The following is a 15,710-nucleotide window of genomic DNA, read 5'->3' on the forward strand; positions in this document are numbered from 1 at the left end:
ATAATAATTAATAGTCGTCGCTTACAGGAAGGGAAATTAAAGCTTCTCTTGCCGAACGGCTGTTCATATTTTGAGTATCTTTTTGTACTTTACCATCTTTCAGCATTACTGTTCTGCTGCTAAAAGCGGCTATATCAGGCTCATGAGTAACAAATACAATTGTTTTTCCTTGCTGGTTTAATTCTTGCATCAAAGACATGATTTCATAGGAAGTACGCGTATCTAAGTTACCCGTTGCTTCATCAGCAAGAATCATGACCGGCTCATTGACCAGCGCGCGGGCAATGGCTACCCGCTGTTGCTGGCCACCCGACAGTTGATTGGGCGTATGGTCTAACCGATCACCTAACTTTACAGCTTCCAGGGAAGCAATGGCCCTTTCCCTTCTTTCTTTGGTGCTGATTGAAGGATTATAGAGCAAGGGCAATTCAACGTTTTCAAGTGCGGATGTTCTGGGTAATAGATTATACGCTTGAAAAACAAAACCAATTTTTGTGTTTCTTAGTTTGGCAAGTGCATCTCTTGATAGCTCCTTTATATTTACATTGTCTAACATATAGATTCCGTTAGAAGGTTTATCCAGACAACCTAATATATTCAAAAGCGTTGTTTTGCCTGAACCACTGCTTCCCATAATGGTGACAAATTCTCCTGCATTTACATCAAAAGAAACACCTTTTAAAGCTCTTACAGTTTCACTTCCCATGGTAAACTCTCGTTTTACATCATGGATTTCTAAGATTTTCTTGCTCATTATCTTGCGGGTCTTTTAGGTAAGAATGGACTTGAAGCAGCTCCTTGAACAGCTACTGCCTGGCTTTGTGTTCCGGTAGCAATTACATCATTGGGTGTTAAACCACTTAGAACCTCTATATGGGTATTGTTATTCAAACCGGTTTTCACTCTTTTTTGAACAATTTTATTGCCTTCAACTACCCAAACGCTACCTTCACCTACTGCTGAAGGATTGGTTTCTGCATCTGCCAGCGGGATAATTTGATATTGACTTACAAGAGCTGCATCTGGTTGATAGTTTAATGCCTTGGCAGAAATTAATGTAGCACCTTCTAGCTCTTTTGTATAGATAATAATGCTGGCTGTCATACCGGGTTTAAGTTTCTTATCGTCATTGGGTGCATCTATTAAGGTAGAATAGGTAACAACGTTAGAAGAAATTGATGGTTGTAAGCGGATGTCTTTTACCGTACCATTAAAGGTGTCATCAATAAAAGCATCAACAGTAAAGGTAGATCGTTGTCCTTTTGCAACAGAGCCTATATCAGCCTCATCGACTTTTGCAACAACCTGCATTTTTGTAATATCTTTTGCGATTGTAAAAATGGTTGGTGTGTTGAAACTGGCTGCAACAGTTTGTCCGATGTTTACACTTCTACCTAAAACTACTCCATCAATTGGCGAGTAAATGCTGGTAAAAGAAAGGTTTCTTTGGCTTGATCTTAACTGTGCTTCAGCATTGGTTACACTGGTTTTTGCTACCTGGTAATTGTTAAGTGCCAATTCATATTCAGCTTTGCTGATAGATCCTGAATCATACAGTTTCTGCTGACGGGCAAAGGTTGTCGATTGGTAATTTTCATTACTTTTCGCTTGGGCTAAGCTTGCTTTGGCTTTATCTACATCTGCTTGAATCAGTGTTTTATCTAGCTCAGCTAAGAGTTGGCCTTTGGTAACAGTTGAGTTAAAATCGGCATATAAGGCTGATATTGTGCCTGATACCTGTGTTCCTACACTTACGGTATCTACCGGTTGTATAGTTCCGGTTGCAGTTACACTGGTAGAGATTTTTCCTATTGTTGGTTTTTCCGTAGTAAGTACAAGCGGTTGCTCTGTAGTTCTAAGAAAGAAGTACCAGATTAGTCCAATTAAGACGATAATCGAGATAAGGATGGTGATGGTTTTTTTTGATTTCATGATTTATAGATTAATAGGTACTCCAATATAAAATTCATAGATTTTGGCAGCTAATACAGCATTGTATTTGGCTTGAATGTTTGATTGTAAGGCTTGTACGTATAGGTTTCTTTGTTGATAGAAGTCGACGATATCAACCTCGCCTATTTCTAATTCTTCATTTGCTATACGATAAGCTTCTTCGTTATATTTTAACTGTTCAGAAGCTGCTGCGAGTTGATTTCTTGAATTCTGAGCATTGATAAAAGCATTTTCGGTTGCAAGCGAAAGGGTTGTTTTGGTATCCTCATAAGCTAATTGGGCTTTTTCGGTTGCTATATTCGCGAGTGCAACATTAGTTTGATTCCTCTTTTTAGTAAAAATTGGAATGGATAAGTTGATGTTAGCCTGCTGATGAAAATTATTATCGAATTGCTGTAGGGCATTGTAAGTAGGGTCGTTGGCATAGCTGGTTCCGATTCCTGTACTCAAAGTAATGGTAGGAAGATAGCCTGCTTTTGCTTTTCCAAGACCCAGGTCAGCAATTTGTATTTGTAGAGCTGCATTTTTTACTTCCGGACGGTTGGCTAAAGCATATTCTTGTACGGCTGAAAGTTCAGGAATAATTTGATCGGTTACTATGGTATCCGGCTTTACGATATCGAAATTCTCTAGCTCCGGTAATTGCAGTAGCTGTTTTAGTGTGATCTTATCTTGGCGTTCTGCATTTTCAGAAGCGGTTAGATTGTATTGATCGCTTGCAAGCTGTGCTTCTAATTGAACTAGGTTTTTACGGGCAGTTGCACCAGCATCATACAGTCTTTGTGCTTGTTCAAGTTGGGCGATGGAAGTAGCAACCAGATCCCTGTTATAAATAATGCTCTCTTTATCTAAGAGAATACTTAAGTATGCTTGTGTAATTTGTAACGTAATGTCGTTTTCTGTCTGAAGGATATTATAGTTAGCAGACTGAACGGCCAGGTCCTTTTGCTGGATGTCCATTTTTAAATAGCCAGCCTGGTATAATGTCCAGGTTGAATTTAAACCATAAGAGCCCGATGCATTGATAGATGATGAGTTACCTGAGTTTAAATTGTAGTGGTTGAATGATTGAGAAGCTGAACCGCTTAAATCAGGAAATACGGCAGCTTTAGCAAGTATTTGATTCTGCTCAGCACTTTGCTTGTCTAGTTTTAAACTCTGCACCTGAATGTTATTGTCTTTAGCATATTGTAGGCAAGCTGCCAGATCCCATATTTCAGGTAATGTTTTTGTGGCCGGGGCTTGGCTAAATCCTTCTAACCAGAAGAATCCCAAGAGAGGAATGAGGAGGTATTTAATTTTGAAATGTGACATAAAATGTTGTTTAATTTCTGTTTATCTTCACCAAATCAACGCTTCTTAAATCAAACCTGAAAACGTAATAGACGAGCGTCAGAATCATGTAGACCAACGGCAGATTGTAATCGATGAAAATATTTGGACAAGTCTTATAAGGTTGATTACCTTGGTGAACCGTTAAACGTATTTAACTTTACAAGAAATGAATCCATTAAAAAGGCGCTCTTATATCACTGTTCTATTGCATGTATTGCTGTGGACGCTGTTTGCCGTTACTCCATTTTTTATTCTCCCTTTAACATGGAATGTTAGCCTTCCCTATCAGTTTTGGATTAAACAAGCCGGGGTTATTTTTATGTTAATTGGCATATTCTATTTTAACAGCGATATACTGGTACCCCGCCTTCTTTTAAAGAACAGGATCTTCTTATTTATAATATCAGTTCTTATTCTGTCTTTATTGGTGGGGCCTTTGGCTAAATTATTAGATGATGTATTGCAGTTGCAGAGTGCAATGAATGAAACATTTCAAAATTTAGGGATGAGGCCAATGAGGGGAATTGAAACGGAAATATTTAATTCAGTTCTAACCTTAATGGCCCTTTTTATTGTTACGATTAGTACAAGCGTTTCATTAATGCAGAAGTGGCAGGCAGATAAACTTCTTCGGGAATCGTTGGAGAAAGAAAAGATAGGATCAGAACTATCTTTCTTAAAAGCACAGATTAATCCTCATTTTTTCTTCAATACATTGAATAATATTTATGCATTAACCTATGTAGACGTAGAGACTTCGCGCAGTGCTTTACATAAACTATCTCGCATGATGCGTTATCTATTATATGATACTCAGGCAGGTAATACACCATTAAGCCAGGAGCTGTCTTTTGTGAAAGACTATATTGAATTGATGAAACTGCGGTTAAATGATACCACTAAGGTTATATTTAAAGAACCGGACTTGAAAGAGGATATACAGATTCCGCCGATGCTCTTCTTACCTTATATTGAAAATGCGTTTAAATATGGAGTGAGTACTGCGGTATCTTCTGAAATATCAATTGAGTTTAAATTAGAAGACAATAAATTGGATATGATTGTTAAAAACTCAGTATTTAACGAGCATATAGCAGCGGTAGATGAATATAGCGGTATTGGTTTGACCAATACTAAAAGACGTTTGGATTTGTTGTACCCGGGTAAACATGTGTTTACTGCTCGTAAAACAGATGACGATGAGTTTATTGTTCACTTAACATTAATACTCAATGATGCTTAATTGTATAGTTGTAGATGATGAGCCTTTTGCTCTTGGTTTGGTTTGCAGTTTTATTGAAAAGACTCCCTTTTTAAAGTTAGCCGGTAGTTTCTCTAATGGAATAAAGGCGTTGGAGATGTTGCATGATCAAGCAATTGATTTGATTTTTCTGGATATTCAGATGCCAGATATAACTGGAATTCAATTAGCCCGATTATTGGAGAGGCAGCCGGGAGGTGCTGGTCCACGGATAATTTTTACTACTGCTTTTAATAATTTTGCATTGGAAGGATATAAAGTAGATGCCCTGGATTATTTGCTCAAGCCTTTTGATTATGAAGATTTCTTAAGAGCTGCAAATAAGGCAAGAGCCTATGCTGAGATGTTAAAACCGGAATCGGAGGTACCTATCAGTTCTGAAGAGTATATTTTCCTGAAAGTTGAGTATAATCTAATTCGTGTTGCGATTAAGGATATTGTTTATATAAAAGGCTTGAAGGACTATGTGATGGTTTATCTGGAAAATACGGATAGGCCTATACTTACTTTAATGAGCTTGAAATCACTTGAACAGAAGCTTTCTTCAAAAAAGTTTATGCGCGTACATCGTTCTTATATTATTGCGCTTGAAAAGGTAAACTCCATAACAAAGAATGCCGTTAATATTGGAGATGTGAATATAGTTATTGGCGATCAGTATAAAGATGCCTTTAATGAATACTTAAGCAGATGGCTATAAAGTTTCGTTTTTTATAAAGCGATATAGATAAGGTGCCTTATGCGCTCCTCCTGTCATTCTTTTAGCTACACGTTCCAATATTGCTAAGCTTAACATTTTTCGTTGAAAGGCGGTGCGTTGTAATTTCTTATTTAAAATAGTTTCATAAACAGATTGTAGTTCTGCCATGGTAAAGGTTTCGGCTAATAGGTTAAAGCCGATAAGTTTGCTATCAAGGTTGGTTTGCAGTGTTTCTAAGGCTTTTTTTATAATGAGATTATGATCGAGCATGATATTGGGCAAATCAGAGAGATCATACCATTGACAATTATTTGAAATCTGATCAGGTTGAGGTATAACCTTTTTGAAATCTACGAGTGCAAAGTAGCCCACACTGATAAATCTATCTAGCAGCCAATGGTCAGGTTGTGTTGAAGCTCCTTCAGCAGAGAGGATTTTTTTTATAGGTTTGGTATCATGGCGACTGGTATCTCCGAAAACATAAAATTGTTCTATAAAGATATCTTTTAAGCTTGTTCGTTCACTTACCACGCGCCTGGCAGCATCGTTTAGATTTTCATTTTTAAGGATATACCCAGCTGGCAGACCAAGTAAACCGGTACTTTTATACTCAAGCAATAAAACTTTTAATTGATTTTCATTAAATCCAAAAATTACAATGTCGATGGCAATGCCTTTTAAATATTCTTCTCCTTTTACGGAAGTTACATTGTGATTATTGCTCATTAAGTTTTGTTTTATATGAATGTAAAAATAGGTTTTAAAAAGTATATTTTAATATTGTAACATATTGAGACAATATGTATCTTACATTATAATTCAATGGCTCTAAAATATAAATTAACCAATAAACATGTAAAAATGAAACTATTTAATCTAATTATTGCAATACAATTTGTAAGTCTGATGGCCTTTTCACAAACTAATTCAAACCTTCAGGTGAAGGTTTCTAACGGGACTCTTGAAGGTGTCCTTGAATCTTCTGGTATCCGCAGTTTTAAAGGAATACCCTTTGCTCAAGCTCCTGTGGGAGATCTTAGGTGGAAGGACCCTCAGCCTGCTAAAGACTGGACGGGTGTAAAAAAGGCTGATAAGTTCGGACCTAATGCGATGCAGACAAAAGTTTTTGGAGATATGAATTTTCGTTCTGCTGGTATGAGTGAAGATTGTCTTTATTTAAATGTGTGGACTCCAGCGAAATCACCTAATGAGAAATTACCGGTTTTGGTGTATTTCTATGGTGGTGGATTTATGGCAGGTGATGGATCTGAAGCTCGTTATGATGGTGAAAAAATGGCTGAAGAGGGTATTGTTGCTCTTACAGTAAATTATAGACTTGGTGTATTTGGTTTCCTTGCACATCCGGAACTGACGAAAGAGTCTCCTCATAATTCATCAGGAAATTATGCTTTAATGGATCAAAATGCGGCTTTAAAATGGGTACAGGAAAATATAGCTGCTTTTGGCGGAGACCCTTCACGTGTAACCATCGCCGGTGAATCAGCGGGTTCAATTGCGGTATCTGCACAAATGGCGTCTCCGTTATCAAAAGACCTGATTGCTGGTGCGATCGGTGAAAGTGGTGCTATGATCTTCCCAACGCTTGCTCCTGTTACGATGGAACAAGGCGAGAAAAATGGTCTTGCTTTCGCTGAAAGAGTTAAAGCAGGTTCTTTAGCTGCATTGCGTGCAATGCCAGCCCAAGATTTGCTTCAAGCAGCTTCAATGCCTGGGGCATTTAGTGCATCTTCAACTATTGATGGTTATTTTTTGCCTAAGCAACCTTCTGCAATTTTTGCAGCTGGAGAGCAAGCTAAAGTTCCTTTGTTAGCAGGGTGGAATTCAGCAGAGATACCTTATCAGGCATTTATGGGGGCTGATTCACCTACTCCTGAGAACTATGCAAAAAAGGTTAAACAGGAATATCCTGATCAGGCGGATTTGGTTTTGAAATTATACCCTGGAAATACTCAGCAAGAAGTAGTTCAATCGGCTACAGATTTGGCGAGCGATCGGTTTATTGTTTATAGTACATGGAAGTGGATTGATTTACAAGCAAAAACTAGCGGAAAGCCCGTTTATCGTTATTTGTTTTCGAAATCAAAACCACCAATGACTTCTGAGTTCTCAAATTCAACTCCTGGTTTGGCTGGCGGGATAACACAAGGCGGACAAGCAGCAACGGCACCTAAAGCCCCGGTTTCAGAAGGTGCTCCACATGCATTTGAAATAGAATATGCGATGGGAAATTTAAGTACAAACCCTGTGTATGCATGGACTCCTGATGATTATAAGGTATCAGCAACTATGTTTAAATATTTCGCCAATTTTATAAAGACAGGAAATCCGAATGGTTCGGGACTACCCCAATGGTCGCCTACCACAAATGCAGACAATGCTCCATTTATAAATATAGATATTACTACCAAAGAGGAAAAGGCAACTGATCGTGGCCGATATCTCTTCTTAGATGGAATATATACTAAATAAAAGCAGCTTTTTGTTGGATGGGACAGGATAGAGGTGGATGGTACAGGATAGTTGTTTAGAATATAAAAGTTAGTTTCGTAATGATTAATTATTATGATGGTTTATTTAAATGGTAGTACATATTTGTAAGGGTGGTGTTTAATAAAACTTCACCCCTGCATATGTACTTTCAATAATCATTTGGTAATTATGACGAGGTACGAGAGATCCTTGCTACGATTTATTATTGGACAGAATAAAAATATTTAATATCTGCATTGATTTTATAATTCCTTAACAGGACGTAAAAATATAATGCAATTGAGAAATTCCTTTTGTTAAGACTGGAATAGAGTGGTTTATTGATCGGTTTATTGTAAGCATGTTTATTGTACGAAGATCTTCTGATCATGGTACAATAACATGCTTTTTTTATTAAAATGCAGTAAATTGGTCTAAAGAATAGAAGATCTCGTTCAGGTTTTTACTGTATACGTTTTTCTCATTATTATATAAAGATTACTTTTTTGATTTTTTTATTGTAAATTTCAAATATTAACTCCAATTATTATGAAGCTAATGCCTTTTTTTGAGCATGTTACGATTGATGAACATTCAATAACTCCAAAATATATACAACTTACAAACTCAGTATTAAAGGCAATTGAAATGGGTAAGTTGAGAAAGGATGAAATTCTTCCTTCTATCAATGAGCTCAGTTATATTCTTGAAATATCAAGAGATACAGCTGAGAAGGGGTATAAACATTTGAAAAAGATGGGAGCCTTAGGGTCTGTGCCGGGAAAAGGATATTATATATTAAATACACATTTAAAACAAAAGCTGCATGTAGTTCTCTTTTTTAATAAATTAAGTGCGCATAAGAAGTTAATATACGATGCTTTTATTTCAACCATCGGAGAAGATGTTTCTGTTGATTTTTATATCTATAACAATGATTTAACCTACTTCAAGAAGCTTCTATTAAATCCTAAGCGTGAATATACTCACTATGTAATCATCCCTCATTTTGTTGATGGTAGAGATAAAGCAGTAGAAATAATTAATTCAATACCGAAGGAGAAGCTGGTACTGGTAGATAAGGAGATTCCGGGTGTTGATGGTAATTATGCAGCGGTATATGAAAGTTTTTCAAACGACATCTATAATGCGCTTGAACAAGCTAGAGAGAGGTTAAGTAAATATGACACTTTGAAGTTGATATTTCCTGATAGAAGCTATTACCCGAAAGATATTATAAAGGGTTTTTATAGATTCTGTCAGCAGTATGCATTTACTCATTTATTAGTAAGCGATATATCTAAAGAACCAATTAAAGCCGGGGAAGTTTATATTAATTTGATGGAAGATGATCTCGTAAAATTACTGGATAGAATTATGTTGTTAAAGTTGGAAGTGGGAAAAGATGTGGGTGTGATTTCGTATAATGAAACACCGCTGAAAAAGTTTATTATGAATGGGATTACAACTGTATCGACAGATTTTAGCCACATGGGGGTCACTGCAGCGAAGTTAATTCTTGAGAATTCGACTCGTCATGAGGAGGTGCCTTTTTATTTAACTATTCGTTCATCACTTTAAAAAATGCCTTATGTAGAATGATGATTTAGTGGAGCTATTACTTATCTCATAACAGCACATGACAGTTATATAGCTCATGTTTTTTATCATTGTGACATAGAATAATCAATTAATATTAAACTTTAAATCTTATACATTGCTTGTTAATCTTCTAAATAAATAGGGGGGTTCATAGAGAATTGATAAAAGAATTGAATTAGATAACGTAACTATATGACAAACTTAAAATCCAAACTTACTTTTAGCCATGTTAGCTATCTCTGGGATGAGGAGACTGCGGCTAAGTTGACAGGTGATGAAGTAGCTTTGCTGCTTTATCGTTCAAATCTGCTTGGTTCAGATTTGCGTTTAACCAATTACGGTGGGGGTAATACTTCCTGTAAAACTGTTGAGAAAGATCCTCTTTCTAATAAAGCAGTAGAGGTGATGTGGATTAAAGGATCAGGTGGAGATATTGGAACATTGAAGAGGAGTGGGTTGGCTGCCTTGTACTTAGATAGATTATTGGATCTTAAGAATGTATATAAAGGGATAGATCATGAGGATGAGATGGTGAATTTATTCAATCATTGTATTTATGATTTGGATTCTAAAGCTCCTTCAATTGATACGCCTTTGCATGGGTTTTTACCTTTTAAGCATATTGACCATTTGCATCCGGATGCTGCGATTGCAATTGCAGCTGCAAAAGATGGTGAAAGAATAACTAAAGAGTTATTTAACGGAGAGATTGGTTGGGTTGGATGGCAAAGACCAGGTTTCGATTTAGGCTTGAAGCTTAAAGAATGCTTAGATAATAATCCAGGTATAAAAGGGATTATGTTGGGCTCGCACGGATTGTTTACCTGGGGTGATACAGCTTATGATTGCTACGTTAATACATTAACAGTTGTTGAGAAATGTGCTCAATATATAGAAGATAAAGTAGAGCGAAATGGTTCCGTTTTTGGAGGACAGCGTATTCAGAGTTTAAATGAAGAAGATCGTAAGGCACAGGCTGCAAAAATTGCACCTATCTTGCGTGGGCTTTGTTCTTCTGAGCGACATATGATTGGTCATTTTACAGATGATAAGCGTATTCTGGAATTTATTAATTCAAATGATCTTGATCGTTTGGCCCCTATGGGAACCAGCTGTCCGGATCACTTTTTACGCACGAAGATAAGTCCGCTTGTACTTAATTTAGAGCCTGATGCTGATTTAAGCAATGTGGAGGAAGTTGTTTCAAAACTTCAGCCTTTATATGAGGATTATCGGAAAATGTATGCTGAGTACTATGAGACTTGTAAGCATCCAAACTCACCTAAGATGAGGGATCCAAATCCGGTAATTATTTTATATCCGGGAGTAGGATTGTTTTCTTTCTCAAAAGACAAACAAACTACAAGGGTGGCTGCTGAGTTTTATACCAATGCAATTAATGTAATGCGTGGTGCTGAAGCTATTTCAGAATACACTTCATTGGATAGACAAGAAGCTTTTAATATTGAATATTGGTTGCTAGAGGAAGCGAAGCTTCAGCGTATGCCAAAACCGAAACCATTATCAGGTAAGATTGCTTTGGTAACAGGTAGCTCGGGTGGTATTGGAAAGGCAATAGCCAGAAAGTTTATTGAAGAAGGTGCTGTTGCAGTTTTGAATGATATGGATCAGGAACGTCTTGCAATTACTGGCAAGAAATTTCTAGAGCAGTATGGCAAGGACAGCTTTATTACAGTGCCTCTGAATGTAACGAAAGATGAAGAGATTCAACATGCTTTTGATGCTGCAGCTCTTAGTTTTGGAGGAGTGGATATTGTAGTGAACTGTGCTGGTTTATCGATTTCAAAATCTATTGAAGATCATACCGAAGCAGACTGGGATCTTTTATATGATGTGCTTGTAAAAGGACAATTTAAAATTACTCAGGCAGCTGCTAAAGTTTTGAAAAAACAAAAGATAGGTGGAGATATATTGAACATTGGTAGTAAAAACGGGTTGGTTTCAGGACCTAATAACTCAGGCTATGGTTCAGCAAAAGCAGCTCAGATACATTTGAGTAGATTAAATGCAGCAGAACTTGGAAAGGATAAGATTCGTGTAAACGTTGTGAATCCGGATGCTGTAATTTCTGATAGTAAGATTTGGGAAGGCGCTTGGGCAGAAGGTAGGGCAAAAGCTTATGGAATTAAAATTGAAGAGCTTCCTGCTTTCTATGCTAAACGTACTTTATTAAATGAAACTATTTTGCCTGAAGATATTGCAAACGCTTGTTTTGTTTTCGTTGGAGGCTTAATGAATAAGGCTACAGGAAATGTATTAAATGTAGATGGTGGAGTTTCTATGGCTTTTGTGAGATAGGATATAGAAGATCAATATGAAAAAACCAGTTATAGCTGTATTTGATGTAGGAAAAACGAATAAAAAGCTTTTCCTATTTGATGAGCAGTATAAGATAGTTTTTGAACGATCGGCTCGTTTCCTTGAGATTACAGATGAAGATGGTTTCCCTTGTGAGAATTTGGAGAGTTTGCGACTTTCGATATTTGATTCTTTGCATGAAGTGTTCCGTAAATCTGAATTTGAGATAAAAGCGATTAACTTTTCTACTTATGGGGCTAGTTTGGTTCATGTAGATGAGAATGGACGGCCTTTAACCCCACTGTATAGTTATCTGAAACCGTATCCTGAAGATATTCAACGAGAATTTTATTCAAAGTATGGCGGAGAAGACCAGTTTACGTTTCAAACAGCTTCTCCTGTTTTAGGGAGCCTGAATTCGGGAATGCAGCTTTATAGGATAAAGAAAGAAAGACCAGAGTTATTTAAGAAAATAAAATACTCTTTGCATCTTCCGCAATACATGAGCTTTCTTATTTCAGGAAAACTATACTCAGATATTACAAGCATTGGCTGCCATACTAACTTATGGGATTTTAGCAAGAATACATACCATGAGTGGGTTGAGAAAGAGGGAATAAAGGATAAATTAGCACCGATTGTACCTTCCGATAGTGTAGTGCCTGCAACTTTTCCAGGCAACAATTATGGAGTAGGCACAGGCCTACACGATAGCTCAGCGGCTTTAATACCTTATTTGGTAAGTTTTCAGGAACCGTTTATCCTTATTTCAACCGGAACCTGGTGTATAAGTTTTAATCCTTTTACATCCAGTCCTTTAACGAAGGAAGAGCTTCAATCTGACTGTCTTTCATACATACAGTATCAAGGTACACCAGTAAAAGCTTCGCGGCTTTTTGCAGGTCATGAACATGAAGTAGAAGTCAAAAGGATAGCAGAGCATTTCAATCAGGCTACTTCCAAATATAAGAGTATAGCTTTTGAAAGTAAATATTTTGAAATAGTGAATGATAAGAGAAATACTCAAGCTTTCTCAAGCCTTGACTTATCTTCATTTTCATCAGATATTGAAGCATATCATTATTTGATGATGAACATTGTTACGCAACAAAAGCGATCGACAGAATTGATTATTAATAACTCCGGAGTTAATCGAATTTTCGTAGATGGAGGTTTTAGTAAGAATTCAATATATATGAACCTTCTATCACGAGTATTTCCTGAAATGGAAGTTTTCGCTGCTTCAATGGCTCAAGCTACTGCAATGGGAACTGCCCTGGCAATCCATAAGTCATGGAATACTCAGCCATTGCCCAATGATTTAATTGAGTTGAAATTTTACGCTGCTTCTAAGCAGACGAAGATATAATTTAACATACGTAATGGAAAAGATGAACGGAAATGATAGTTTATTGAAGTACAATCCTCAATATCCATCTATCTCTGATTTGAAAAGAAAAGCCAAACAGAGAATGCCGAAATTTGCCTTTGATTATCTTGAAGGCGGTTGTAATGATGAAGTTAATTTATCACGCAACGAAACAGATTTTCACAAAATTACCTTAATGCCCCATTATCTTAGAAAGCTTAAAGGAATGGACATGAGTGTTGATCTGTTTGGTCATCGTTATGCTGCTCCTATTGGGATTTCTCCCATTGGGTTGCAAGGTTTAATGTGGCCTAATGCTCCTGAAATATTAGCAAAGGCTGCTTTAAGACAGAATATCCCTTATATTCTAAGTACTGTTTCAACTAGTAGTATTGAAAGAATTGCAGAGGTTTCAGAAGGTCAGGCTTGGTTTCAATTATATCATCCAACTGAAAATAGTTTGCGTGATGATATTTTAAGAAGGCTGGATGCCGTTCAATGCCCGGTTTTAGTTGTGCTTGTTGATGTTCCCTCTTTTGGCTTGCGTTACAGGGAAATAAAGAGCGGTTTATCTATGCCTCCGAGAATGACTATTAATAATTTTCTGCAAGCCGCTATTCGTCCAACCTGGGGTATTGAAACACTTCGGGTAGGTATACCTGAATTCGCTACCTTAAAACCTTATATGTCTAAAGACTTAAATTTAAGTCAGCTAGGTAAATTTATGAATTCTACTTTCACTGGTAGAGTTGATATGGATAAGATTGCTGCTATTCGTGATATTTGGAAAGGAAAGCTGGTAATTAAAGGGGTCGTAAATGAAGAGGACGCAGAGAAGGTAACAGCTATTGGTGCAGATGGAATTATTGTATCGAATCATGGTGGCCGGCAGATTGATGCTGGAGAATCGACCATTAAACCGTTGAAAGGTTTGGTGGATAAATTTGGCGATAAATTAAAAGTAATGATTGATAGTGGCTTAAGATCCGGACCAGATATTGGACGGGCATTAGCTTGTGGTGCTGATTTTACTTTTATGGGCAGACCGTTTATGTATGGAGTAGGCGCATTGGGTAAAAAGGGAGGTGATCATACCATTGCTATTTTAAAGCTGCAATTGAAGCAGGTTATGGAGCAATTAGGTTGCGAAACACTAGAAGATTTCAAAGAGTGTTTGATTCAAGAATAATGAATCAGGTTACTGGGAAAATGTAATTAAAACGCTTCTCCTAAACTTATTGAGACTCCGGAATAGCCTTTACTTAAACCATAATCGATCGCAATATTCGTATTAGAACCTTTATTGAATTTTACACGTAACCCTGCACCTGCGGCAGGGTTAATGTGTTTAAACCTTTTGCTATCAGGCTCTGTTACAGAGTTGATGCTGGCAAATACTACAAATCCAAATAAACCATTATTAGTGATATCCCTGCGGTACTCGCTTTCAAGATAAATCAGGCTTTTCCCCCGATAACGGCTCTGTTCTATCCCTCTACCCGATTTATATTGAGGTTCCATCCCAATACTTGGTAAGTTCAGGTAAGGTGCATGGTTATCTAAGATTGTCCAGAAATAAGACCATACGGCTAATACATTTTGTTGACCAGGTTTCTTAGCTAAAGGAATATATTTTCGGGCATCGAAATAGATTGATCGCCAGGTAGTTTTAGTTCCTAAAAAGGTTGGATTTATTCGATATATTAAGTTGGCATAAACACCAGGTATAGGATTGATTGAATTATTACGAGTATCGTATAATAAGTTTAAAGTAATGCCCGATGAGAAAGAATTAGAACTTTCTTTAGTTCCATAATCATAGCTCGTAAACCCTGCTAAACCTGTTGGATAATCTGTATGGATATTGTGAAAGTAGTCCAGATTGTATCCAATACCTGCATAAAAATAGGGCTTAATTCGTTTCAGGGCACTTTGGTAGAACCGAATATAATTATAATTAATCAGGAGCTTATCTTCATAAGGCTGCCCTCCTCCTAGTCCCCAGGTATATTGCGGATAAACCATAAAATGCGTATCGCCTTTAATATTCCAGGTATTATTAGCAAGCCAGAGGTTGCTTCTGAATGGAATACCAAAACGACTTTTAAAATTCCAGTAAGGAGTAAAAACTACAGAAGATAAATATGTGCTGTCTCGATTTCCTAAATAAAAGCCGGCTGTTGTAGAGGTTATTAAAATATTGCCACCGCCAGGTAAGGCTCCTGAGGTTGGTAATATTGAAAAATAAGCTTTCTTGTTTTTCTCCTCTTCCAGAGTTTTGGGTTTTATCTTTAATATTGATTTGCCAATATCAAGTAAATCTTTTTGTTTAGAAGTATCGCTGGCTATGTTGTTTTCAGCTATTGCATTACTAGCATTCTGAGAATAAGTAAAAAGTGGGATTATTGCTAATAAAAGGCAAAGGTGGATCAAGCGCAATAATCTATGCATACTTATACATGGTATATTTTTTAACTTCAAGAGATGGTTTCAGCATTTTTATGATTCAAAATGTTTCAGATCCTATTAATTGATGAACATAGGTACTAGTTCTTTTGTTTCGTACATTTAATAATTAGGGATTGTGTAAAATATTAATGACTTTAGTGATTAATTGATATAGGTCAAGATTTCTTAAGTAAAGGTAGTGTACCTTTGAAGCAATAAAAGGAAAATTAATT

At 36.7% G+C, this 15,710-nt stretch carries 12 protein-coding genes; 7 read left to right on the forward strand and 5 right to left on the reverse strand.

All coding sequences use genetic code 11. From position 1 onward, the window contains the following. Positions 1-7 precede the first annotated feature (7 nt). Genes C8N28_RS08430 through C8N28_RS08440 form a run of 3 tightly spaced genes read right to left on the reverse strand, consistent with a single transcriptional unit; the run spans position 8 to position 3,267 of the window. A complete protein-coding gene (locus C8N28_RS08430) occupies positions 8-754 on the reverse strand; it encodes an ABC transporter ATP-binding protein (RefSeq protein ID WP_132223752.1) in 747 nt (248 codons plus the stop codon). Further along, a complete protein-coding gene (locus C8N28_RS08435) occupies positions 754-1,932 on the reverse strand; it encodes an efflux RND transporter periplasmic adaptor subunit (RefSeq protein WP_132223755.1) in 1,179 nt (392 codons plus the stop codon). Before C8N28_RS08435 ends, C8N28_RS08430 begins: the two co-directional genes overlap by 1 nt. A gap of 3 nt (positions 1,933-1,935) precedes the next feature. After that, positions 1,936-3,267 (reverse strand): TolC family protein, encoded by a 1,332-nt coding sequence (locus C8N28_RS08440; RefSeq protein ID WP_132223758.1) that lies wholly within the window; start codon positions 3,265-3,267, stop codon positions 1,936-1,938. A 187-nt stretch (positions 3,268-3,454) separates the two neighbouring features. Here C8N28_RS08440 and C8N28_RS08445 point away from each other — a divergent pair, with 187 nt between their 5' ends. Both C8N28_RS08445 and C8N28_RS08450 read left to right on the forward strand, forming a co-directional pair. Beyond that, positions 3,455-4,531: a sensor histidine kinase gene (locus C8N28_RS08445; protein ID WP_132223761.1), complete on the forward strand. Its 1,077-nt coding sequence runs from the start codon at positions 3,455-3,457 to the stop codon at positions 4,529-4,531. Further along, the gene (locus C8N28_RS08450; protein WP_132223764.1) at positions 4,521-5,249 is read left to right on the forward strand and encodes a LytR/AlgR family response regulator transcription factor; all 729 of its coding nucleotides are present in this window, start codon (positions 4,521-4,523) and stop codon (positions 5,247-5,249) included. The genes C8N28_RS08445 and C8N28_RS08450 overlap by 11 nt, the downstream gene beginning before the upstream one ends. Here C8N28_RS08450 and C8N28_RS08455 read toward each other — a convergent pair. After that, a complete protein-coding gene (locus C8N28_RS08455; RefSeq protein ID WP_132223768.1) occupies positions 5,244-5,975 on the reverse strand; it encodes an NUDIX hydrolase in 732 nt (243 codons plus the stop codon). The two genes, C8N28_RS08450 and C8N28_RS08455, sit on opposite strands and share 6 nt — an antisense overlap. 135 nt (positions 5,976-6,110) lie before the next feature. On the opposite strand from C8N28_RS08455, the gene C8N28_RS08460 reads away from it, so the two are divergent. The 5 genes from C8N28_RS08460 to C8N28_RS08480 all read left to right on the forward strand — a co-directional run bounded on the left by C8N28_RS08460 (position 6,111) and on the right by C8N28_RS08480 (position 14,218). Then, a complete protein-coding gene (locus tag C8N28_RS08460) occupies positions 6,111-7,739 on the forward strand; it encodes a carboxylesterase/lipase family protein (protein ID WP_132223771.1) in 1,629 nt (542 codons plus the stop codon). A 549-nt stretch (positions 7,740-8,288) separates the two neighbouring features. Further along, positions 8,289-9,320 carry a GntR family transcriptional regulator gene (locus tag C8N28_RS08465; protein ID WP_132223774.1) on the forward strand — a complete coding sequence of 344 codons (1,032 nt, stop codon included), beginning with the start codon at positions 8,289-8,291 and terminating at the stop codon, positions 9,318-9,320. 213 nt (positions 9,321-9,533) lie between these two features. Next, positions 9,534-11,660 (forward strand): bifunctional aldolase/short-chain dehydrogenase, encoded by a 2,127-nt coding sequence (locus C8N28_RS08470; protein ID WP_132223777.1) that lies wholly within the window; start codon positions 9,534-9,536, stop codon positions 11,658-11,660. A gap of 16 nt (positions 11,661-11,676) precedes the next feature. Beyond that, the gene (locus C8N28_RS08475) at positions 11,677-13,029 is read left to right on the forward strand and encodes an FGGY-family carbohydrate kinase (protein ID WP_132223780.1); all 1,353 of its coding nucleotides are present in this window, start codon (positions 11,677-11,679) and stop codon (positions 13,027-13,029) included. 13 nt (positions 13,030-13,042) lie between these two features. After that, entirely contained in the window at positions 13,043-14,218 is a 1,176-nt protein-coding gene (locus tag C8N28_RS08480; RefSeq protein WP_246012778.1) for an alpha-hydroxy acid oxidase, read from the forward strand. 26 nt (positions 14,219-14,244) lie between these two features. On the opposite strand, the gene C8N28_RS08485 is transcribed toward C8N28_RS08480, so the two are convergent. Further along, positions 14,245-15,480: a BamA/TamA family outer membrane protein gene (locus C8N28_RS08485; RefSeq protein ID WP_132223783.1), complete on the reverse strand. Its 1,236-nt coding sequence runs from the start codon at positions 15,478-15,480 to the stop codon at positions 14,245-14,247. Positions 15,481-15,710: the final 230 nt, after the last annotated feature.

The organism is Albibacterium bauzanense, from assembly GCF_004339765.1.
Lineage (GTDB): Bacteria > Bacteroidota > Bacteroidia > Sphingobacteriales > Sphingobacteriaceae > Albibacterium > Albibacterium bauzanense.

What these genes read in the sequence shown, in the direction of transcription:
- C8N28_RS08430 (WP_132223752.1), bottom strand. Translation starts at nt 754, where the DNA reads ATGAGCAAGAAAATCTTAGAAATCCATGATGTAAAACGAGAGTTTACC.
- C8N28_RS08435 (WP_132223755.1), bottom strand. Translation starts at nt 1,932, where the DNA reads ATGAAATCAAAAAAAACCATCACCATCCTTATCTCGATTATCGTCTTA.
- C8N28_RS08440 (WP_132223758.1), bottom strand. Translation starts at nt 3,267, where the DNA reads ATGTCACATTTCAAAATTAAATACCTCCTCATTCCTCTCTTGGGATTC.
- C8N28_RS08445 (WP_132223761.1), top strand. Translation starts at nt 3,455, where the DNA reads ATGAATCCATTAAAAAGGCGCTCTTATATCACTGTTCTATTGCATGTA.
- C8N28_RS08450 (WP_132223764.1), top strand. Translation starts at nt 4,521, where the DNA reads ATGATGCTTAATTGTATAGTTGTAGATGATGAGCCTTTTGCTCTTGGT.
- C8N28_RS08455 (WP_132223768.1), bottom strand. Translation starts at nt 5,975, where the DNA reads ATGAGCAATAATCACAATGTAACTTCCGTAAAAGGAGAAGAATATTTA.
- C8N28_RS08460 (WP_132223771.1), top strand. Translation starts at nt 6,111, where the DNA reads ATGAAACTATTTAATCTAATTATTGCAATACAATTTGTAAGTCTGATG.
- C8N28_RS08465 (WP_132223774.1), top strand. Translation starts at nt 8,289, where the DNA reads ATGAAGCTAATGCCTTTTTTTGAGCATGTTACGATTGATGAACATTCA.
- C8N28_RS08470 (WP_132223777.1), top strand. Translation starts at nt 9,534, where the DNA reads ATGACAAACTTAAAATCCAAACTTACTTTTAGCCATGTTAGCTATCTC.
- C8N28_RS08475 (WP_132223780.1), top strand. Translation starts at nt 11,677, where the DNA reads ATGAAAAAACCAGTTATAGCTGTATTTGATGTAGGAAAAACGAATAAA.
- C8N28_RS08480 (WP_246012778.1), top strand. Translation starts at nt 13,043, where the DNA reads ATGGAAAAGATGAACGGAAATGATAGTTTATTGAAGTACAATCCTCAA.
- C8N28_RS08485 (WP_132223783.1), bottom strand. Translation starts at nt 15,480, where the DNA reads ATGCATAGATTATTGCGCTTGATCCACCTTTGCCTTTTATTAGCAATA.